This is a genomic window from Magnetospirillum sp. UT-4, assembly GCF_902729435.1.
Classification (GTDB): Bacteria; Pseudomonadota; Alphaproteobacteria; order Rhodospirillales; family Magnetospirillaceae; genus Magnetospirillum.
In genome coordinates, this window is the sequence record NZ_LR746522.1 from 86,012 (window position 1) to 105,551 (window position 19,540).

Annotated in this window: 17 protein-coding genes; 5 read left to right on the forward strand and 12 right to left on the reverse strand. The window is 69.3% G+C overall.

Annotation, left to right across the window (positions count from 1 at the left end; genetic code table 11):
* Positions 1–72 precede the first annotated feature (72 nt).
* From queG to MTBUT4_RS16730, 4 genes are all read right to left on the reverse strand, one after another.
* Positions 73–1,173 (reverse strand): tRNA epoxyqueuosine(34) reductase QueG, encoded by a 1,101-nt coding sequence (gene queG, locus MTBUT4_RS16715; protein WP_173980836.1) that lies wholly within the window; start codon positions 1,171–1,173, stop codon positions 73–75.
* Positions 1,174–1,177: 4 nt separating this feature from the next.
* Complete coding sequence (queF, locus tag MTBUT4_RS16720; protein ID WP_173980837.1) at positions 1,178–1,636, reverse strand: preQ(1) synthase; 459 nt, start codon at positions 1,634–1,636, stop codon at positions 1,178–1,180.
* A gap of 8 nt (positions 1,637–1,644) precedes the next feature.
* Positions 1,645–3,111 carry a D-glycero-beta-D-manno-heptose-7-phosphate kinase gene (gene rfaE1, locus MTBUT4_RS16725; RefSeq protein ID WP_173980838.1) on the reverse strand — a complete coding sequence of 489 codons (1,467 nt, stop codon included), beginning with the start codon at positions 3,109–3,111 and terminating at the stop codon, positions 1,645–1,647.
* Positions 3,112–3,180: 69 nt separating this feature from the next.
* Positions 3,181–3,873 carry a metallophosphoesterase family protein gene (locus tag MTBUT4_RS16730; protein WP_254434900.1) on the reverse strand — a complete coding sequence of 231 codons (693 nt, stop codon included), beginning with the start codon at positions 3,871–3,873 and terminating at the stop codon, positions 3,181–3,183.
* Positions 3,874–4,092: 219 nt separating this feature from the next.
* Between MTBUT4_RS16730 and MTBUT4_RS16735 the strand changes: the two genes are divergently transcribed.
* Together MTBUT4_RS16735 and MTBUT4_RS16740 are read left to right on the forward strand one after the other, a co-directional pair.
* Positions 4,093–5,382, forward strand: coding sequence for a hypothetical protein (locus MTBUT4_RS16735; RefSeq protein WP_254434901.1), 1,290 nt, complete (start codon positions 4,093–4,095; stop codon positions 5,380–5,382).
* A 14-nt stretch (positions 5,383–5,396) separates the two neighbouring features.
* Positions 5,397–6,647: a hypothetical protein gene (locus MTBUT4_RS16740; RefSeq protein WP_173980841.1), complete on the forward strand. Its 1,251-nt coding sequence runs from the start codon at positions 5,397–5,399 to the stop codon at positions 6,645–6,647.
* A 77-nt stretch (positions 6,648–6,724) separates the two neighbouring features.
* On the opposite strand, the gene thyX is transcribed toward MTBUT4_RS16740, so the two are convergent.
* Genes thyX through MTBUT4_RS16755 form a run of 3 tightly spaced genes read right to left on the reverse strand, consistent with a single transcriptional unit; the run spans position 6,725 to position 8,523 of the window.
* Complete coding sequence (thyX, locus tag MTBUT4_RS16745; RefSeq protein WP_173980842.1) at positions 6,725–7,672, reverse strand: FAD-dependent thymidylate synthase; 948 nt, start codon at positions 7,670–7,672, stop codon at positions 6,725–6,727.
* Positions 7,673–7,729: 57 nt separating this feature from the next.
* Entirely contained in the window at positions 7,730–8,176 is a 447-nt protein-coding gene (locus MTBUT4_RS16750; protein ID WP_173980843.1) for a type II toxin-antitoxin system RatA family toxin, read from the reverse strand.
* Between the two features lie 8 nt (positions 8,177–8,184).
* Positions 8,185–8,523: a cyclic nucleotide-binding domain-containing protein gene (locus tag MTBUT4_RS16755; protein ID WP_173980844.1), complete on the reverse strand. Its 339-nt coding sequence runs from the start codon at positions 8,521–8,523 to the stop codon at positions 8,185–8,187.
* Positions 8,524–8,694: 171 nt separating this feature from the next.
* On the opposite strand from MTBUT4_RS16755, the gene MTBUT4_RS16760 reads away from it, so the two are divergent.
* Entirely contained in the window at positions 8,695–9,201 is a 507-nt protein-coding gene (locus tag MTBUT4_RS16760) for a hypothetical protein (protein ID WP_173980845.1), read from the forward strand.
* A gap of 97 nt (positions 9,202–9,298) precedes the next feature.
* Here MTBUT4_RS16760 and acnA read toward each other — a convergent pair whose 3' ends face one another.
* Together acnA and acnB are read right to left on the reverse strand one after the other, a co-directional pair.
* Positions 9,299–11,956, reverse strand: a complete 2,658-nt coding sequence (gene acnA, locus MTBUT4_RS16765; RefSeq protein WP_173980846.1) for an aconitate hydratase AcnA — start codon at positions 11,954–11,956, stop codon at positions 9,299–9,301.
* 429 nt (positions 11,957–12,385) lie between these two features.
* Complete coding sequence (acnB, locus tag MTBUT4_RS16770) at positions 12,386–14,971, reverse strand: bifunctional aconitate hydratase 2/2-methylisocitrate dehydratase (RefSeq protein ID WP_173980847.1); 2,586 nt, start codon at positions 14,969–14,971, stop codon at positions 12,386–12,388.
* A gap of 346 nt (positions 14,972–15,317) precedes the next feature.
* Here acnB and ccmA point away from each other — a divergent pair, with 346 nt between their 5' ends.
* Positions 15,318–15,983: a heme ABC exporter ATP-binding protein CcmA gene (ccmA, locus tag MTBUT4_RS16775; RefSeq protein WP_173980848.1), complete on the forward strand. Its 666-nt coding sequence runs from the start codon at positions 15,318–15,320 to the stop codon at positions 15,981–15,983.
* Positions 15,984–16,152: 169 nt separating this feature from the next.
* A complete protein-coding gene (gene ccmB, locus MTBUT4_RS16780) occupies positions 16,153–16,818 on the forward strand; it encodes a heme exporter protein CcmB (protein ID WP_173980849.1) in 666 nt (221 codons plus the stop codon).
* On the opposite strand, the gene MTBUT4_RS16785 is transcribed toward ccmB, so the two are convergent.
* The 3 genes from MTBUT4_RS16785 to MTBUT4_RS16795 all read right to left on the reverse strand — a co-directional run bounded on the left by MTBUT4_RS16785 (position 16,819) and on the right by MTBUT4_RS16795 (position 19,498).
* On the reverse strand, positions 16,819–17,529 hold the full coding sequence (locus tag MTBUT4_RS16785; RefSeq protein ID WP_173980850.1) for a tRNA (guanosine(46)-N(7))-methyltransferase TrmB: 711 nt from the start codon (positions 17,527–17,529) through the stop codon (positions 16,819–16,821).
* A 5-nt stretch (positions 17,530–17,534) separates the two neighbouring features.
* On the reverse strand, positions 17,535–18,701 hold the full coding sequence (metK, locus tag MTBUT4_RS16790; protein WP_173980851.1) for a methionine adenosyltransferase: 1,167 nt from the start codon (positions 18,699–18,701) through the stop codon (positions 17,535–17,537).
* A gap of 299 nt (positions 18,702–19,000) precedes the next feature.
* Positions 19,001–19,498, reverse strand: a complete 498-nt coding sequence (locus tag MTBUT4_RS16795; RefSeq protein WP_173980852.1) for a helix-turn-helix domain-containing protein — start codon at positions 19,496–19,498, stop codon at positions 19,001–19,003.
* Between the last annotated feature and the right edge of the window lie 42 nt (positions 19,499–19,540).

Consider the following 19,540-nt stretch of genomic DNA (forward strand, 5'->3'; position numbering starts at 1 on the left):
GGTGGATCCCTTCCGGGCGGGAAGCCCTTTGACGAGGAGGTGGCCATGGCCGCCTCTTCGTCGTTTTGGGGCTTATCTACCTGAGGATGCTTGGTAATCCCGGCTGTTCGCGTTGGTATTACCGATGCGGGAACAGGCCCAGGAAGCGGCATCGCGTATGGTGGCAGAGGCGTCGCCGAGACGGGCGGCGGCAACCGGCGCCAGCTCCGGCCGGCCGGAATTGCCGATGGCGACCAGGACGTTGCGCAGCAGCCGCTCGTGGCCGATGCGCTTGACCGGCGAACCGGCGAAGACCTCGCGGAAGCCTGCTTCGTCCAGGTCGGCAAGGTCGGCCAGGCGCGGGGCGGCCAGTTCGGCGCGGGCCAGGAAGTCGGCCTCGGCGGTCGGGCGGGCGAACTTGTTCCAGGGACAGGCGGCCAGGCAGTCGTCGCAGCCGTAGATGCGGTTGCCCAAGGCCGGACGCAGCTCCACCGGGATCGGGCCGGCGTGCTCGATGGTGAGGTAGCTGATGCAGCGGCGCGCATCGATCCGCCCGCCGGTTTCAGTGGCGCCCGGTTCGATGGCCCCGGTGGGGCAGGCGGGAACGCAGGCCCGGCAGCTGCCGCAATGGTCGTCCCCGGGCGGGTCGGGCGGCAGCGCCAGGGTGGTGTAGATCTCGGCCAGGAACAGCCAGCTGCCGAAGTCGCGCGACACCAGGTTGGTATGGCGGCCCTGCCAGCCCAGCCCGGCCCGCCCGGCCAGCGGCTTCTCCATCACCGGGGCGGTATCGACGAAGACCTTGAGGTCGTGGCCGAAACTGTCGGCCATCCAGCGCCCCAGCGCCTTGAGGCGCTTCTTGACCACGTCGTGGTAGTCCTTGCCGCGGGCATAGACGCTGATGCTGCCGCATTCGGGCCGGGCCAGCGGCGCCAGCGGATCGCCGTGCGGGCCGTAATTGCTGCCCAGCACGACGACCGTGCGCACCTCGGGCCACAGGCCGCCGGGACTGGCCCGCTGGGCCATGCGCTCCGCCATCCAGGCCATGCCGCCATGGCGCCCCTGGGCGACGAATTCCTCCAGCGCGGCGCCCCAGTTTCCGTCGGCGGCGGCGAAGCCGACGGCATCGAACCCCAGCTCCAGCGCGCGGGCGCGGATGGCGTCCTTGATGGGGTGCGACCGGTGCCCGTCGGGCACCGCCCTATCCCCGCCCGCGATAGGATGGCACCCCCTGGTCGGGCAGCCACAGGCCCTCGGGCGGGGGTCCGGTCTGCCAGAACACGTCGATGGGGATGCCGCCCCGGGGATACCAGTAGCCGCCGATGCGCAGCCACAGGGGGGCGATGGCATCGACCAGGCGCTTGCCCACCTCCAGCGTGCAGGCTTCGTGGAAGGCGCCGTGGTTGCGGAAGCTGCCCAGGAACAGCTTCAGCGACTTGGATTCCACCAGCAGCGCGTCGGGGACGTAGTCGATGACCAGATGGGCGAAGTCGGGCTGGCCGGTCAGCGGGCACAGCGAGGTGAATTCCGGCGCCGCGAAGCGGACCAGATAGGTGGTGCCGGGATGGGGGTTGGGCACCGCCTCCAGCACCGCCTCGTCGGGCGAGGCGGGAAGGGCGGCCTTGGATCCCAGCTGGGTCAGGTGGTCGTAGCCGGCCATGGCGCGCCTCAGCCCTTGTTCATCTTCCGGATGGTATTGGTGGTGCTCTGGCCTTCCACAAGGTTGGCCAGCACCACCGCGCCGCCCCAGCTCATGACCTCGGCGGCGCCGACCACCGTCTCGACGGTGTAGTCGGCGCCCTTGACCAGGATGTCGGGCTTCAGCCGGCGGATCAGCTCCAGCGGCGTATCCTCGCCGAAGATCACCACCAGATCGACCGTGGCCAGCGAGGCCAGCACGGTGGCGCGCGCCGCTTCCGACTGCACCGGCCGGGTCGGTCCCTTCAGCCGCCCCACCGAGGCGTCGGAATTGAGGCCGACCACCAGCCGGTCGCAGGCGGCGCGGGACTGGGCCAGCAGCGAGACGTGGCCGGGATGCAGCAGATCGAAGCAGCCGTTGGTGAAACCGACCTTGAGGCCCTTGGCGCGCCAGCGCGCCACCATCTCGGCGGCGGCGTCGCGGGCCAGCACCTTGGCCTCGCCCAGGGCCAGCTCGTCATGGTGCAGCGCCGCCACCACCTCGTCGGCATAGGCCACCGCGGTGCCGACCTTGCCGACCACGATGCCGGCGGCGACGTTGGCGATCTGCGCCCCCTCCAGCAGCGAGGCGCCCGAGCCGATGGCGGCGGCCAGGGTGGCGACCACGGTGTCGCCGGCGCCCGAGACGTCGAACACCTCGCGCGCCTCGGCCGGCAGGTGGTGCACCGTGCCGTCGGCGGCGACCAGGGTCATGCCGTCCTGGCTGCGGGTGGCCAGCACCGCGTCGATGCCGCATGCGGCGATCAGGCGGCGGCAGGCGGCGACGATGGCCTCGTCCGAATCCACCGCCATGCCGGTGGCCTCGGCCAGTTCCTTGCGGTTGGGGGTGAGCACGGTGGCGCCGCGGTAGCGGCTGTAATCGCCGCCCTTGGGGTCGACCACCACCGGCTTGCCGGCGGCCCGGGCCTTGGCGATCAGCTCGGCCGCGGCGGGGGGCTCCAGCACCCCCTTGCCGTAATCGGACAGCACCAAAGCGGTGCAGGCGGCGACCGCCTCGGCGGCGCGGGCGGCAAGGGCGGCGCGGCTGCTCTGGGCCAGCGGCGCGCGGGTCTCGCGGTCCGAGCGCAGCAGCTGCTGCGACGAGGCGATGAAGCGGGTCTTGATGGTGGTCTGACGCCCCGCCTCGACCACCAGGCAGGGGTCGATGGCGGCGTGCTCGCCCAGCAGGCGGCCGATCTCGCGGCCGGCATCGTCGTCGCCCACTACCGCCACGAAGGTCGGCCGCGCCCCCAGGGCGACCAGGTTGCGCACCACGTTGCCGGCACCGCCCAGCATGGCGGCGTCGCGTTCGACCCGCAGCACCGGGATCGGCGCCTCGGGCGAGACGCGATCGACGGCGCCGTAGACGAAGCGGTCGAGCATGGCGTCGCCGACGCACAGCACGGCAGTGCCCTTCAGGCGTTCCACCCGCTCCACCAGCTGGGAAAGTTCGGTCATGGCGGCGTCCCTGTCACGTTCCCGGGTCAGCTATCGCATGGGCAAGCGGGTTGCAAGGTCTGTTTGTTCCTACGTCGACAGGAAGCGGCGCTCGCTTCCCTCGAGCACCACCGCGGTCAGCACCCCCGAGGCATAGGCGCCGGTGTCGATGCCGATGCGGTTGGGGCGCAGCTCGGGCAGCGGCGCGATGGTGTGGCCGTGCACCACCACCTTCTCCAGCGGCGACGGGTCGAACAGGAAGGAATCGCGGATCCACATCAAATCGTCGGGGTTCTGGTCGGCCAGGGCCACGCCGGGGCGGATGCCGGCATGGGCGAAGGCGTAGTCTCCCTCGACGTGCAGCAGCGGCAGCCGGGCGAGGAACCTGAGCTGGGCCGGCGGCAGGGCGCGGCCCAGCAGCATCTGCAGCGCCGGGATGTCCCATTCCAGATCGTCCGGCACCGTGCCGACATAGGAGGTCACGGTGGCGCGGCCGCCGTTCCACAGCCAGCCCCGCGCCACCCCGGCATCGTCGAGGAAGCGCACCATGCATTCCTCGTGGTTGCCCTTGAGGCAGATCCATTCCGCCCCGGCCAGGGGGCCGGACGACGGCGGGCCGGCCATCAGCCGCTCGACCACCGCCCGCGAATCCGGCCCGCGATCGACGTAATCGCCCAGGAACACCATCACCAGCCGCGGCGGCCGCGGCGGGCGGGCGGCGTCCTCCTCGACCTGCGCCAGCAGCCGGTCCAGCAGATCGCGCCGCCCGTGGATGTCGCCCACGGCGTAAACCCTTGTTCCGTCTGCGACCGCGGGCGAGGGGGCGGTGTGCATTTCGTTGTAGGCTCGTTAACCGCTGCGATGTATTTTGTCCAACGGACTGTGCCCGTTTCGGCGGGCCGGCACAATGCCCGCGCAAGGGGTTAGCTCGCCGGGTACGGGAACGGCAGGATCGGGGACGGAATGAACGCGACGGCGTTCGGCGGACAGCCTCAGGAAATCGTGACGCCGGAGCGCATGCTCTACGACGCGCTGGAGCGCATCGGGCGCATTCGCGAGGGCCGTATCGCCGTCCACCTGCATCTGTCGCGCCTGCGGGCGCGCAACCGCGACGATTCGCGCATCCGCATCGCCTTCCGCATGTTCGAGACCATGGTCGACAACTTCCATGGCCAGCTGTTCCTGCTCACCAACAACGACATGATCCTGGTGTGCAAGGACGCCCGCGTCGCCGACCTCGACGTCATCGTCGACAAGCTGCGCGCCCTGTTCGCCAAGGACCCGCTGACCTATTCCGAGGCCGAGACCGGAGTCGATCGCTTCGTCAGCTATTTCGACCTGGAAAGCGAATACGAAGACTTCGTCGCGGTCAGCGCGCGGCTGGTGGAAGAGGCCAAGCAGCGCATCGCCGACCGCCGCAAGCAGGTGCCGATCAAGCCGCTGGAGGCCAGCGGCCTGGTCGGCGTCATGTCCCGGCTCGGCACCATCGACATCGCCGCCATCATCCGCCGCCAGGCCTGCGTGCGCTTCACCGACAAGAACCACGCCGAGACCGACTTCCAGGAATTCTACATCTCGCTGGGCGATCTGCGCCGGGCGGTGGCCCCCGACGTCGATATCACCGGCAATCGCTGGCTGTTCCAGCACCTGTCGCAGATCCTCGACCAGCGCATCCTGGCGGCGCTGCAGCAGGCCGGCTTCCGCAAGATGCCGGCGGCGTTCTCGCTGAACCTCAACATGGCGACGGTGGAAACCCCCGCGTTCAAGGAGTTCGCCGCCTCGCTGGCCGGGCGCTCGAAGCTGCTGGTGGAATTCCAGCTGATCGACATCTTCAACGACCCCGACCGCTTCATCCGGGCGCGCGACTGGCTGCGCAACCACGGGCACAAATCGGTCCTGGACAGCATGACCGCCACCACCCTGGAATTCATCGACGCCGAGCTTTACGAGACCGACTTCGTCAAGCTGCTGTGGAGCGAGGAGATGGGCGACGAGCAGATCGCCGCCGATACCGCCGAGACGCTGGCACCGGTGGGGTTCGACCGCGTCATCCTCGGCCATTGCGACAACGAGAACGCCGTGGTCTGGGGCCTAAACCAGGGTGTGCGCCACTTCCAGGGCCGCTTCCTCGACACCGTCGTGGCGGCGGTGACCATGAACCAGTGCCCGAAATCGGCCGCCTGCACCCTGGCCCAATGCAACCAGCGCCATGCGGTGATCTCGGGCCGTCCGCGCGCCGAATGCGGCGACAACGACATGCTCGACCTTTTCCCCACCCTCAAGGCCTTCTGACGGGGGACGCCGCAATGGTACCGCCTCCCGCCGAACAGAACCGGGTGACCAGCCAGGAGAACCTGCTGCTGGACTACCTGCAGCGTCTCGAGCGCCACCGCTCCGAGCGCCGCGCGGTGCACCTCCACATCTCCAGCCTGTTGGTGCAGAACCGGCGCGAGCAGCACATGCGCATCGCCCACGGCACCTTCGAGAACCTGGTCAAGATGCTGCAGGCCCAGGTGTTCAACCTGGCCAGCGGCGACATGATGATCGTCTACAAGGCGCAGGCCCAGGACGAGCTGGAATCGGCCATCGTCAAGCTGCGCTTCCTGTTCTCCGACGACCCCCTGATCCTCGACGAGGAGACCGGCGAGCGGCCGTTCTGCACCTGGTACGACCTTGATCGCGAATACGACGTGCTGGTGGCGCTGGCGCAAAAACTGCTGGCCGAGGAACAGGCGCGCCGCCGTGCCGAGATGGAAAAGGCGACCGCCGCCCAGCGCGCTGCCGACAAGCCCAAGGGCATGCCGTTCACGCCGGAGCTGCTGGCCAAGATGGAGGCCAATCTGGGCCAGGCCGACCTGTCCAACCTGATGCGCCGCCAGGCGGTGTGCGCGGTGGTGGGCAAGGCCTCGCCGCAGCCGGTGTTCCACGAGCTGTTCATCTCCATCTCCGACCTGCGCCAGGCGCTGATCCCCAACGTCAACCTCAATTCCAGCCCGTGGCTGTTCCAGGAGCTGACCGAGACCCTGGACAAGCGCGTGCTGTCGCTGCTGAACAAGCACGACGACCGCACCCTGGAAGGCGACATCAGCATCAACCTCAACGTCTCGACCATCCTGTCGCCGGAATTCCTCACCTTCGACGACAACGTCAAGGCGGCCATGCGCGGCACCATCGTGCTGGAACTGCAGAAGGTCGACATCTTCGGCGACCTCAGCGCCTACATGTTCGCCCGCGACTTCGCCCACGACCGCGGCTACCGCATCTGCGTCGACGGCCTCAACTACGCCATGCTGCGCTACGTCGATCGCGAGCGGCTGGGGGCCGACCTGATCAAGCTGATCTGGGACGACGTCCTGACCCGGCAGCCCGACCAGACCGCCGAGGTGCTCAAGCGCATCGGCGTCACCCGCATCATCCTGTCGCGCTGCGACACCCCCACCGCCATCGAGTTCGGCCAGAGCATGGGCATCACCCTGTTCCAGGGCCGCTATGTGGAATCCGAGCTGCTCAACAGCATGCGCCAGAAGGGCATCGGCCGCGCCCGGCCGCGGCGATAATTTTTTCGGGCGATAATTTTTTCGCCGTCACCGGAGATCGGCGGTATCGGCCGCCGCCAGTCCTTCCGCCGGGCTTCCTACAGCCCGAACCTTTCGGCGAATTCCCGGGCTTCCCGCTTGGTCAGGCCGTAGCCGCCGGCATCGGCCAGGCCGGCCTTGCCGGCCAGCATGTCCTTGAGCAGCCCCAGCTCCATGCGCGACAGCCGCGCCGACTCGAGCTGATAGTCGCGGAAGGCCTCGGCGGTGACCGGCACCCACTGCTCCAGCAGCTCCAGGATCTTCTCGGCGTAGATGCGGATCTCGTACTGGGCGTGGCGGTCGGCGCGCAGGCGCAGGAAGTGCATCAGATTGTGCAGGTTGGTCTGCCAGTACATCTGGGTATAGGTGGACAGCGGCAGGCCGATGCGCGCCAGCTCGCGGGCGATGCCGTCGCCCTCCGGGTCGATGGCGTCGCCGTTCTCGTCGGCGTTCAGCAAGGTGTGGTAGCTGGCGAAATTGGCCAGGGCGTCGCGCTTCATCATCTCCAGCACCCGGGCGGCGCGTTCCGGCGTCAAGGTCTCGCCGCGGCCCTGCTTGTTGTCGCTGGATTGCACCGCCAGCTGCGACGGCTCGGGCAGATAGAACTCGTCGGGCATGATGGAATAGCGCGCCGAATATTCGTTCAGGGAGGCGGTGCGGTGCCGCACCCACTGGCGCATGACGAAGATGGGCAGCTTGACGTGCAGCTTGATGACGCAGCCCTCGAACGGGCTGGTGTGGAGATGGCGCATCAGGTAGCGCAGCAGGGCGCGGTCGTCGTTCAGGCCCTTGGTGCCCTTGCCGTAGCTCATGCGCGCCATCTGCAGGATCGACAGATCGTCGCCCATGTAGTCCTTGACCGCGATGAAGCCGTGGTCGAGCACCGGATGGTAGACGTTGACGTGCCGCTCCATCCCCGGGGCGACCGGACGGAAGGTGGTGGAGGTCTCGCGCAGCGGGGCGTCGGCGGCCTCGGGCGTGGGCTTCTCGTCTTCGGGGGCGGACATGCGGGACCTCGTGCAGGGGCGGCTGGGTTGCCGCCGAGTTGTAACCGGGAAGCCCGGTCAGGTCCAGCCGTAGAGGGCGGCGGCGCGGTCGCGGAAGCGGGCGACGATGCGCCGCTCGGCCTCGTGCACCGCCAGCCGCGCCAGCGCCTGCAGCATGGGCGAGCGGAAGGCCAGGCGGTATTCCGCCTCGACCCGGCAGCCGCCGCCGGCGCGGTCGAGGAAGCGCCAGACCAGGTGGAAGCGGCGGAAGGGGCCGTCCTCGGAGGCGATCTCCAGGCTGTCCGGCGGTGCGGCGATGGCGCGGGTGCGGAAGCTTAAGTCCACCGGCCCGGCGCCGAAATGGTTGTCGACCGCCCGCTCCGCCCCGGCTTGCGACACCACGCGGGCGCTGCGGCACCACGGGATGAAGGCCGGATAGCTTTCGATGTCGTCGGCCAGCGCGAACAGCTGCTCGCGGCTATGGCGCGGAAACTCGGCGGCGAACCGTCCGGCCAGCTCGGGCACCGCCAGCCTCAGCGGGTCAGGTTGCGGATGTTGCGCACGAAGATGTTGATCAGGCCGCGGATGAACGGATCGGCCTTGGACAGCTTCTCGCGGAAGGCGTCGCGGCTGATGATGACCACCGACAGATCGGTCTGCGCCTTGGCCGAGGCCATGCGCGGCTGATCGTCCACCAGCGCCATCTCACCGAACAGCTCGCCCTTGCCCAGGGTCGCCAGCGTCAGGCCGTGCTTGGTGATCTCGACGGTGCCCTCCTGGATCAGGTAGGCGCGATCGCCCGCTTCGCCTTCGTTGAAGACCTTCTGTCCGGCGTAGAACACCTTGCGTTCGAGGACCCGTCCCTTCTCCATGGCTCTTCCCCGTGACCGACCTGGAGCAACTTTAAGCACAGATTGCGCCGGAGTCATCCCCTGCCGTAGTCGGACGCGCGATACGTGCGCGTCGACAGCGCACGGCGGCAGGGCTACACTGCGGTTCATGACAAAACGATTTCAACGCCTTCCCCCGCGCCGGAGCCGCCGGTGAGCCCGCCCGGAGCGGTCGGTGCCGCGGTGCGCGAGCGTCTGCTGCACCGGTTGCGCGCACTGATGGCGCGCACCGTGGCCAACGGCGCCACGCCCGAGGAGGAATTGTCGGCGGCGCGCATGGCGGCCAAGGTCAGCGCCCAGATCGACACCATGGACGGCGTCGCCGTCGAGCGCGGCTCGGGTCCCGAATGGGCGCGGGCCGAGCGCGAATCGGAAAGCTACCAGCGGGCGCTGGAGCGCAACACCGCCGAGACCCTGCTGAAGGCGGCGGTGCAGGAACTGGCGCTGGAGCACGTCAACCGCGTCGCCCCGCCGCGCAAGCGCCTGCCCGGCGAAGTGGTCGAGCGGGTCGGCATCCACGATCTGCTGGAACCCTATCTCGGCATGATGCTGGCGGCCAATTCCAGCCGGGTCGGCCGCGCCCTGCTGCGCCAGACCATCGACGAACTGGTTTACGAAGGCGCCCTGCCGCCGTGGATGGACGTCCCGGCGCAGCGCTGAACATGCTTCGAGACGGCCGCCTGCGGCGGCCTCCTCAGCATGAGGCTCCTCACCCTGAGGAGAGCGCGAAGCGCTCGTCTCGAAGGGTGCGCCGCAATCATCCGATCAGCCCCCGCAGCACGCAGTGCAGGATGCCGCCGTGGCGGAAATAGTCGATCTCGTCCAGGGTGTCGATGCGGCACAGGGCGTCGAAGGCGATGGTGGCGCCGTCGCGGTGGCGCACCGTCACCGTCACCGTCATGCCGGGGCGGAGGCCGGCGGCCAGGCCGGTGATGTCGAAGCTCTCGGTGCCGTCCAGGCCCAGGGTCTTGCGGTCGGTGCCGGCGGGGAATTGCAGCGGCAGCACCCCCATGCCGACCAGGTTGGAGCGGTGGATGCGCTCATAGCTTTCGGCGATCACCGCCTTGACCCCCAGCAGGGCGGTGCCCTTGGCCGCCCAGTCGCGGGACGAGCCGGTGCCGTATTCCTTGCCCGCCACCACCACCAGCGGAGTGCCGTGGTCGCCATAGAGCAGGCCGGCATCGTGGATGGCGATGACATCGCCCTCGCCCTTGAAGCGGGTGGCGCCGCCCTCGATGCCCGGCACCATCTCGTTCCTCAGCCGCACATTGGCGAAGGTGCCGCGGGTCATCACCGCGTCGTGGCCGCGCCGGGCGCCGTAGGAATTGAACTCGCCCGGGCTCACCCCGTGCTCGATCAGCCAGCGCCCGGCCGGCGTCGAGGCCTTGATGGTGCCCGCCGGGCTGATGTGGTCGGTGGTGATGGAATCGCCCAGGATGGCCAGCGGCCGCGCCCCGCTGATGTCGCCGGCGGCGGCGGGCACTTCGCGCGTCATGCCGTCGAAATAGGGCGGCCGGCGGATATAGGTCGAGCGCGGGTCCCACCCGTAGGTGCGCCCGCCGGCCACCGGTACCGCCCGCCATTCCCCGGTGCCCTCGAACACCTGGGCATAGCGGGTGCGGTAGCTGTCGGGCGACAGGTGGCGGGCGATGGCGGCCTGGATCTCGGCGCCGGTGGGCCAGATGTCCTTGAGGAACACCGCCCGGCCGTCCGAGCCCGCCCCCAGCGGCTCGGAGGAGAGATCGACGTTCATGGTGCCGGCGATGGCGTAGGCCACCACCAGCGGCGGCGAGGCCAGGTAGTTGGCCTTGACGTGGGGGCTGATGCGGCCTTCGAAATTGCGGTTGCCCGACAGCACCGCCGCCACCACCAGGCCCTCGCTGTCGACGGCCTCGGCCACCGGCGGGTCGAGCGGCCCGGAATTGCCGATGCAGGTGGTGCAGCCGAAGCCGGCGATGGCGAAGCCGAGCTTCTCCAGCGGCTCCAGCAGGCCGGCGGCGCGCAGGTAGTCGGGCACCACCTGGCTGCCCGGGGCCAGCGAGGTCTTGACCCACGGCCTGGAGGACAGCCCCCGCGCCACCGCCTTCTCGGCCAGCAGGCCGGCAGCCATCATGACGCCGGGATTGGAGGTGTTGGTGCACGACGTGATGGCGGCGATCACCACGTCGCCGTGGCCGATGGCGCCGCGCCCGTCGGATAGCGGCACCTTGCGGGTGATGTCGGCGTCCGGGCTCAAGGCCGGCAAGGCGGCGGCGAAACCGGCCCGGGCATCCTTCAGCGCCACCCGGTCCTGCGGCCGCTTCGGCCCGGCCAGCGACGGCTCGACCTCGTCCAGCACCAGCTCCAGCAGGTCCGAGAACAGCGGCTCGGGCGAGCCCGGCTCGCGCCACAGGCCCTGCGCCTTGGCATAGGCCTCGACCAGCCCCACCTGATCCGCATCGCGGCCGGTGAAGGTGAGGTAGCGCACGGTCTCGGCGTCGATGGGGAAGAAACCGCAGGTGGCCCCGTATTCGGGCGCCATGTTGGCGATGGTCAGGCGGTCGGGCAGCGCCATGGCATCCAGTCCCGGTCCGCAGAATTCCACGAACTTGCCGACCACCCCCTTGGCCCGCAGCATCTGGGTCACGGTCAGCACCAGATCGGTGGCGGTCACCCCCTCCTTCAGCGCCCCGGTCAGGCGGAAGCCCACCACCTCGGGAATCAGCATGGAGATGGGCTGGCCCAGCATGGCCGCCTCGGCCTCGATGCCGCCCACCCCCCAGCCCAGCACGCCCAGGCCATTGACCATGGTGGTGTGGGAATCGGTGCCGACCAGGGTGTCGGGGTACGCGAGGCCGTCCTTGCTCCACACCACCCGGGCCAGGTACTCGCAATTGACCTGGTGGCAGATGCCGGTGCCCGGCGGCACCACCCGGAAATTGTCGAAGGCGGTCTGGCCCCATTTCAGGAAGGCGTAGCGCTCGGCGTTGCGGCGGAACTCGGTCTCCATGTTGCGGGCCAGGGCGTCGGGGGTGCCCCAGACATCCACCGTGACCGAATGGTCGATGACCAGATCCACCGGCGACAACGGGTTGACCCGCGCCGGATCGCCCCCCAGCGCCGCCACCGCGTCGCGCATGGCGGCCAGATCGACCACCGCCGGCACCCCGGTGAAATCCTGCATCAGCACCCGGGCGGGACGGAAGGCGATCTCGCGCCCGGCCCGGCCGCGATCCTCCAGCCAGCCGGCCATGGCGCGGACGTCGGCGGCGGTAACGCTGCGCCCGTCCAGGTGCCGCAGCAAATTCTCCAGCAGCACCTTCAGCGACACCGGCAGCCGGGACAGATCCCCCAGCCCGGCCGCCTCGATGCTGTGATAGTCCCAGGTGACGGTGCCGACGGTCAGGGCGCGGCGCGTGTCGAGGGTCTCGGACATGGATGCAGGCTCCCGTGCAAAGGCGGTCGTCCGTGCCCATGAATGTGGGGAGCGGCGGCGGCGGCTGAAAGCCTCTGCCGCTGCGGCAAAGAAAGGGCTATTCGCGAATCGGCGGGGAATCCTGAGCATAGTGGACGTCGTCCCCGCGCAGGCGGGGACTCAGGGGTGCACCGCCGGCTCGTCCGCGATTCCTGGGTTCCCGCCTGCGCGGGAACGACGGAGTGCGCTTTCCGAACGACACCCCGCCAATCCGCGACGAACCAAAGAAAAACCCCCCGGCGGTGTTCCGCCGGGGGGTCAGGTTTGAGCGCTCTTCTTATTAAACTGCCGGGCCGCCTGCTCTCCCGTCGCGTCACCCCCGGGCTTGACCCGGGGTCCATGGCGGCGGGGGGATGCCCGGATCAAGTCCGGGCATGACGGCCCAATTCCTTACACCGTGACCGTCTCCGCCACCGACTGGAAGGCAGGGATCTGGTCGAAGTTCATGTAGCGGTAGATATCGGCGGCCTTGGCGCTGAGGCTGCCGACCTGTTCGAGGTATTCCGCCGACGTCGGAATCCGGCCCATCAGCGCGCACACCGCCGCCAGCTCGGCCGAGCCGAGATAGACCCTGGTGTCGATGCCCAAGCGATTGGGGAAGTTGCGGGTGCTGGTGGACATGGCGGTGCTGCCCTTGCGGATCTGGGCCTGGTTGCCCATGCACAGCGAACAGCCGGGCATCTCCATGCGCGCCCCCGACTTTCCGAGGATGCTGTAATAGCCTTCCTCGGTCAAAATGGTCTGGTCCATCTTGGTGGGCGGCGCGATCCACAGCCGGGTGGGGATGTCGGACTTGCCCTCCAGCACCTTGGCGGCGGCGCGGAAGTGGCCGATATTGGTCATGCACGAGCCGATGAACACCTCGTCGATGGTGTCGCCGGCGACCTCGGACAGCAGCTTGACGTCGTCCGGGTCGTTGGGGCAGGCGACGATGGGTTCCTTGATGTCGGCCAGGTCGATCTCGATCACCGCGGCGTATTCGGCGTCGGCATCGGGGGCCAGCAGCTTAGGATCGGCGATCCACGCCTGCATGGCCTTGATGCGGCGGCCCAGGGTGCGGGCGTCCTCATACCCTTCCGCGATCATCCACTTCATCAGGGTGATGTTGGAGCGCATGTACTCGATGATCGGCTCCTGGTTGAGCCGCACGGTGCAGCCGGCGGCCGAGCGCTCGGCCGAGGCGTCGGTCAGCTCGAACGCCTGCTCGACCTTGAGGTCGGGCAGCCCCTCGATCTCCAGGATGCGGCCCGAGAAGACGTTCTTCTTGCCCTTCTTCTCGACGGTCAACAGGCCGGCGCGGATGGCGTAGAGCGGGATGGCGTTGACCAGGTCGCGCAAGGTGACGCCGGGCTGCAGGCTGCCCTTGAAGCGCACCAGCACCGATTCCGGCATGTCCAGCGGCATCACGCCGGTGGCGGCGGCGAAGGCGACCAGGCCCGAGCCGGCCGGGAACGAGATGCCGATGGGGAAGCGGGTGTGGGAATCGCCCCCCGTTCCCACCGTGTCGGGCAGCAGCAGGCGGTTCAGCCAGGAATGGATGACGCCGTCGCCGGGACGCAGGGCGATGCCGCCGCGGGTGCTGATGAAGGCCGGCAGCTCCTTGTGGGTCTTGACGTCGACCAGCTTCGGGTACGCGGCGGTGTGGCAGAACGACTGCATCACCAGATCGGCCGAGAAGCCCAGGCAGGCCAGGTCCTTCAGCTCGTCGCGGGTCATCGGGCCGGTGGTGTCCTGCGACCCCACGGTGGTCATGCGGGGCTCGCAATAGGTGCCGGGGCGCATGCCCTTGCCCTCGGGCAGGCCGCAGGCGCGGCCGACCATCTTCTGCGCCAGCGAGAAGCCCTTGCCGGTATCGGCCGGCACCGCCGGCAGCCGGAACAGGGTGCTGGGCGGGAGGCCCAGGGCCTCGCGCGCCTTGGCGGTCAGGCCGCGGCCGATGATCAGCGGAATGCGGCCGCCGGCCCGGACCTCGTCGAAGATGACCTCGGACTTGACGGTGAACTCGGCGATCACCTTGCCGTTCTTCAGCGCCTTGCCGTCATAGGGACGCAGCTCGACCACGTCGCCCATGTCCATCTGGTTGACGTCCAGCTCGATGGGCAGGGCGCCGGCATCCTCCATGGTGTTGTAGAAGATGGGGGCGATCTTGGTGCCCAGGCAGACGCCGCCGAAGCGCTTGTTGGGGACGAAGGGGATGTCCTCGCCGGTGAACCACAGCACCGAATTGGTGGCCGACTTGCGCGACGAGCCGGTGCCGACCACGTCGCCCACATAGGCGACCAGATGGCCCTTGGCCCGCAGGTCCTCGAGGAACCGCACCGGGCCGCGCACCCCCGCCTCCTCGGGCTCGATGCCGGGACGCGGGTTCTTCAGCATGGCCAAGGCGTGCAGCGGGATGTCGGGGCGGCTCCAGGCATCGGGGGCCGGCGACAGATCGTCGGTGTTGGTCTCGCCCGACACCTTGAAGATGGTGACGGTCAGGCTTTCGGGGACCGCCGGACGGCTGGTGAACCACTCGGCGTCGGCCCACGACTGCAGCACCGCCTTGGCGTTGGCGTTGCCCGTGTCGGCCAGCGCCTTGACGTCGTGGAAATAGTCGAACATCAGCAGGGTGTTCTTCAGCCCCTGTGCGGCGGCGGCGCCGCAGGTGGCGTCGCCCAGCAGCTCGATCAGCGGGCTGATGTTGAAGCCGCCCAGCATGGTGCCCAGCAGTTCGGTGGCCTTGACCCGATCGATCAGCGGGCTGGACGCGGTGCCCTTGGCCACTTCGGCGAGGAAGCCGGCCTTGACCCGGGCGGCATCGTCGACGCCGGCGGGCACCCGGTGAGTGATCAGCTCGACCAGCGCCTGCTCCTCGCCCTTGGGCGGAGTCTTCAGCAGGGCGACCAGGGATTCGGTCTGCTCGGCCGACAACGGCAGCGGGGGAATGCCAAGGGCGGCGCGTTCGGCGACATGCTGGCGATAGGCTTCAAGCACGGGACATCCTCCGCGAATACGATCGGAACCGGCGAATATTGGACCGGATGCGCCTGCGCTTACACCACAATTTTCAGGTGGAGTCCAGTGTCGCTATCCGAACGGGCGGGGCGCCCCTACCCGAATGCCGGCGCGCGCCCCATATTCCTGCCATAATCCGATGCTTGGATACCGGGATAGACGGCCCCTTTGCCGCCGCCGGCCCACCCCCCCTTTGCGGGCCGGCGGCCCGGGTCATCAGACGGCCGGTGCGTCCCCCCCGCACCGGCCGTTATTTATTGATGGCCCTCAGCCGCCGGGCGGGGCGCCCCTTGAGGGGCCGCGCGCTTTCTGCCATACACCCCCGATGACCTTCGATCCCCCCCCTTCCGCCTTTTCCGGCCAAGGCTTGGGCTGCGTGCGCGGCGGCCGGGTGGTGTTCGCCCATCTCGACTTCCGGGTCGGTCCGGGCGAGGCGCTGATGCTGCTGGGGCCCAACGGCTCGGGCAAGTCCAGCCTGCTCCGGGTGATGGCCGGGCTGCTGAAGCCGGCGGCCGGACAGCTGACATGGGGCGAGGGCGAGGCCGGCGACGATGCCGAGGCCCATGCCGCCCGCACCCATTACGTCGGCCACCACGACGCGGTGAAGCCGGTCCTCACGGTGGCCGAGAACCTGCGCTTCTGGGCCCGCCTGCACGAGCCCCATGCCGGCAAGGCGGCGGGCGCGGTGGAGCACGCGCTGGAGCGCTTCGGCCTGGCGCATCTGCGCGACATTCCCGGCAAGATGCTGTCGGCGGGGCAGAAGCGGCGCACCAACCTGGCCCGGCTGCTGGCGGCGCCGTCGCCGCTGTGGCTGCTGGACGAGCCGACCACGGCGCTGGACCGCGCCTCCATCGCGGTGCTCGAGGATGTGTTCGCCGGGCACCGCGCCCAGGGCGGCATGGTGGTGCTGTCCACACACCAGGACGTCGCCCTGCCCGGCGCCGCGGTGCTGCGGCTGGATCAGTTCGCCCTGGCGGAGGACGAGGAATGAAGGCGGCGGTCGGCAACCTCCCTCCCCCCTCGCGGGCAGAGCCCGCACATTGGTCGTGCGCGTTCCACGCGCGGGGGAGGGTCGGGGTGGGGGGGGAATCCCCGGCTGCCTGCCGGGCGGCACCCCCACCCCAACCCTCCCCCGTCAAGGGGGAGGGGGAGTTCCGGTCATGACCCGCTTCCTCGAGATCATCCGCCGCGACCTGCGCCTGGCGCTGCGCCAGGGGTCGGACAGCATCATGGTGGTGACCTTCTTCGTGCTGACCGTGGTGCTGTTCCCGTTCGGCATCGGCCCGGAAAGCGGCATCCTCGAGCGGGTCGCCGCCGGCGTGCTGTGGGTGACCGCGCTGCTGGCCTCGCTGCTGTCGCTGGACCGGCTGTTCCAGGCCGATTACGAGGACGGCTCGCTGGAACTGCTGGTGCTGACCCCGGCGCCGCTGGAGGTGGCGGTGGCGGCCAAGGTGGCGGCCCACTGGCTGACCACCGGCGTGCCGCTGCTGGTCGCCGCGCCGGTGCTGGCGGTGCTGCTGCACCTCAACGCCGACGCCTTCGGCGTGTTGATGCTGACCATGCTGATCGGCACTCCGGTGCTGTCGCTGATCGGCGCCATCGGCGCCGCCCTGGTGCTGGGGGCGCGGCGCGGCGGCGTGCTGCTGTCGCTGCTGATCCTGCCGCTCTACGTGCCGGTGCTGATCTTCGGGGTCGGCGCCATCGACGCGGCGGCGCAAGGCCTGTCGGCGAAACCCCACCTGCTGATCCTGGGCGGGCTGCTGGTGGGCGCCCTGCCGCTCGCCCCCTTCGCCACCGCGGCGGCGCTCAGGCAGGCGCTGGAGTAGCTAGCCCGGGGATGTCTTCCGCCGATAGCGGAAGAACACCGGCGCATTGCCGGTGATGCATTTCTGTTCGTAGCGGGTCGGCGGCCAGTCGTCGGGCAGGGTGGCGCGGTCGCGGGTGACCTGGACTTCCTCGAACAGCGGGTGCGCCGCCAGATGCTGGCCGGCCCAATCCTGGTAGACCGGGTCGTCCGAGGCGACGCGCAGCTCGGCACCGGCGGCCAGCACCCGGGCCAGGGCGTCCAGGTTGGCGGGGCCGATGAAGCGGCGTTCGGCGTGGCGCTTCTTCGGCCAGGGATCGGGGAACAGCACGAAGGCGCGGCCGATACTGGCCTCGGGCAGGGCCGGCAGCAGCAGGCGGGCATCGTCGGCGAAGATGCGCACGCGGTCGCGGGCGTCTTGCGGCAGGTGCGCCAGCAGGCTGGCGATGCCGTTGCGGAACGGCTCGCAGCCGATCAGGCCGATTTCGGGATTGAGGGCGGCCTGGGCCACCACGTGCTCGCCGCCGCCGAACCCCACTTCCAGCCAGACCTGGCCGGGGCGGACGGGAAACAGGGCGAAGGGGTCGAGCGGACCGGCCGGCAGCGGGACGGCCATGCCGGGCAGCACGGCATCCAGCAGGTCGAGCCCGGACTGGCGCAGCTTCTTGCCGCGCCGCCGGCCGAAAAAGCGCGGGCGGTCGCCCGCCCGCGTCTCTTCGGTATCTTCGGCCAAGTGGGTTAGAACGCCTTCTTGAGCTGGTCGACCAGGTCCAGCTTCTCCCACGAGAAGCCGCCATCGGCATCGGGATTGCGCCCGAAATGGCCATAGGCGGCGGTGCGCGCGTAGATCGGCTTGTTGAGGGCGAGATGGGTGCGGATGCCGCGCGGGCTGAGATCCATCAGCTCCTGCAGCACCATCGACAGCTTGTCCTCGTCGACGCGGCCGGTGCCGTAGGTGTCGACATAGACCGACAGCGGCTTGGACACGCCGATGGCGTAGCTGAGCTGGATGACGCAGCGATCGGCCAGACCGGCGCCGACCACGTTCTTGGCCAGGTAGCGGGCGGCATAGGCGGCCGAGCGGTCGACCTTGGTCGGGTCCTTGCCCGAGAAGGCGCCGCCGCCGTGGGGCGCCGCACCGCCGTAGGTATCGACGATGATCTTGCGCCCCGTCAGGCCGCAATCGCCGTCCGGACCGCCGATGACGAAGCGGCCGGTGGGATTGACGTAGAAGGTCTCCTCGGGGCACATCCAGCCCTCGGGCAGCACGTCGAGCACGTGCGGGCGCACGATCTCGCGCACGTCGGCCTGGGACAGGGCGCCGTCATGCTGGGTCGATACCACCACCGAGGTGGCGCGCACCGGCTTGCCGTCACGGTATTCCAGGGTCACCTGCGACTTGGAATCCGGACCCAGCAGCGGCTGGGCGCCGGAATGGCGGGCCTCGGCCAGGCTCCTCAGGATCTCGTGGGAATAGTAGATGGGCGCCGGCATCAGCACCGAGGTCTCGTTGCAGGCGTAGCCGAACATGATGCCCTGGTCGCCGGCCCCCTCGTCCTTCTCGCCGGCGGCGTCGACGCCGACCGCGATGTCGGCGGACTGGGAGTGCACGTGGCACTGGACTTCGGCGTTCTTCCAGTGGAAACCGTCCTGCTCGTAGCCGATGTCCTTGATGGCGTGGCGGGCGATCTCTTCCATCAGCGCCGGGGTCACCGAGGCCGGGCCGCGCACTTCGCCGGCCATCACCACCAGGTTGGTGGTGCACAAGGTCTCGACGGCGACGCGGGAATAGGGATCGGCGGCCAGGAAGGCATCGACGATGGCGTCGGAGATGCGATCGGACACCTTGTCGGGATGGCCCTCGGACACGGATTCGGAAGTGAAAAGGAAGTTCTTCTTGGACACGGGACAGGCTCTCCTAGTTCCAGGCGGGTGGACCAGGGGCATCGGGAATGGACGATAGGGCTGCCATCGGGATGCACCCACTTAGCCGGTGTTTTGCGTGGCGGCAAGCGGTCACAAATCTCCACGCGGAGGCTGCGCGCGGGCGCCCACCCCCAAGGGGGTTCTTGTGACAGCACGACCATCGTCTCGTCAAGTCCGAAGCGGTCCGCCCATCTTCCGACCGGTTGATGACATTCCTCCGAAACGACGAACGGCCCCCGAAGGGGCCGTCGCCGCAACCGGAAACCATGGGTTCGCGTTCAGCGCCCCATGGCCTCGGCGGCGTCGGCCAGGGCCTTGGCCAGCTCGTAGACGCGCTTCCTGACGTGGGGGTCGGTGATGCGGTAATAGGCCCGCACCAGCTCCAGCGTTTCGCGCTTGGCCATGGGATCGTGCTCGAACTGGGCGGGCGGCTCCTCCAGCCCGCCGACGCCGGCGATCAGGGCCGGGCTCTGCGCCTTCAGGTCGTCGCCCATGTCGTCGAAGAAGAAGCTGACCGGCACGTCGAGGACGCGCGAGAGGTCGAACAGGCGCGACGAGCCGATGCGGTTGGCGCCGCGTTCGTATTTCTGCACCTGCTGGAAGGTCAGGCCCAGGGCCTCGCCCAGCTTCTCCTGGCTCATGCCGAGCAGGGTCCGGCGCAGGCGCACGCGGGCGCCGACATGGACGTCGATGGGATTGGGCTTGCCCGATGGCATGCGCCCGCGGCTGCTCACCTTCCGGGGTCCGGTTTTCTTGGTACGCGGAGTTTGTGCCATTGGGATATCCGACGCTAAACTATTGAGAAGTAAGGGCCTTGA

Excerpts from the sequence above, each read along its gene's own strand:
- queF (WP_173980837.1), bottom strand. The coding sequence starts at position 1,636 with ATGGCCGGCTACGACCACCTGACCCAGCTGGGATCCAAGGCCGCCCTT.
- rfaE1 (WP_173980838.1), bottom strand. The coding sequence starts at position 3,111 with ATGACCGAACTTTCCCAGCTGGTGGAGCGGGTGGAACGCCTGAAGGGC.
- MTBUT4_RS16740 (WP_173980841.1), top strand. The coding sequence starts at position 5,397 with ATGGTACCGCCTCCCGCCGAACAGAACCGGGTGACCAGCCAGGAGAAC.
- thyX (WP_173980842.1), bottom strand. The coding sequence starts at position 7,672 with ATGTCCGCCCCCGAAGACGAGAAGCCCACGCCCGAGGCCGCCGACGCC.
- MTBUT4_RS16755 (WP_173980844.1), bottom strand. The coding sequence starts at position 8,523 with ATGGAGAAGGGACGGGTCCTCGAACGCAAGGTGTTCTACGCCGGACAG.
- acnA (WP_173980846.1), bottom strand. The coding sequence starts at position 11,956 with ATGTCCGAGACCCTCGACACGCGCCGCGCCCTGACCGTCGGCACCGTC.
- ccmA (WP_173980848.1), top strand. The coding sequence starts at position 15,318 with ATGACCTTCGATCCCCCCCCTTCCGCCTTTTCCGGCCAAGGCTTGGGC.
- ccmB (WP_173980849.1), top strand. The coding sequence starts at position 16,153 with ATGACCCGCTTCCTCGAGATCATCCGCCGCGACCTGCGCCTGGCGCTG.
- MTBUT4_RS16795 (WP_173980852.1), bottom strand. The coding sequence starts at position 19,498 with ATGGCACAAACTCCGCGTACCAAGAAAACCGGACCCCGGAAGGTGAGC.